The following is a 568-nucleotide window of genomic DNA, read 5'->3' as shown; positions in this document are numbered from 1 at the left end:
GGTAGAGACGTGGAGCGGGAGTCGAAGTCCTGACGAATCCAAGACGCAACATCCGAATAGCATGAGATATAGGATCGGCAGTGAGGCGTTTGGGTGCTAAGGTCCAAGGCCGAGAGGGAAAGAACCCAGACCATCAGCTAAGGTCCCCAAATGTGTTCTAAGTTGAACTAACGAGGTCCGGTTGCCCAGACAGCTAGGATGTTGGCTTGGAAGCAGCCATTCATTTAAAGAGTGCGTAACAGCTCACTAGTCGAGCGACCGGGCGTGGATAATAAACGGGCATCAAGATCACTACCGAAGCTATGGATTCTTGCATTAAGCGAGAGTGGTAGGGGAGCATTCTATCGAGGGAGAAGCTGCATGGTGACGTGTGGTGGACTTTAATAGAAAAGCAAATGTAGGCATAAGTAACGATAAGGCGGGTGAGAAACCCGCCCACCGAAAGACTAAGGTTTCCTGATCAACGCTAATCGGATCAGGGTTAGTCGGGGCCTAAGGCGCATCCGAAAGGAGTAAGCCGATGGACACTGGTTAATATTCCAGTACTTTTCTTTACTGCGATGTGAGA

Annotated in this window: 1 rRNA gene; it reads left to right on the top strand. The window is 50.0% G+C overall.

Features of this window, described 5'->3' with window-relative positions:
• A 23S ribosomal RNA gene (locus SD31_RS16320) occupies window positions 1–568 on the top strand; the annotation flags it as partial.

This window comes from Sphingobacterium sp. T2, assembly GCF_000814685.1.
In the GTDB taxonomy this organism is placed as follows: Bacteria; Bacteroidota; Bacteroidia; order Sphingobacteriales; family Sphingobacteriaceae; genus Sphingobacterium; species Sphingobacterium thermophilum.
The sequence above is the reverse complement of the archived record's forward strand: the minus strand, read 5'-3'. Positions and strand labels throughout refer to the sequence as shown.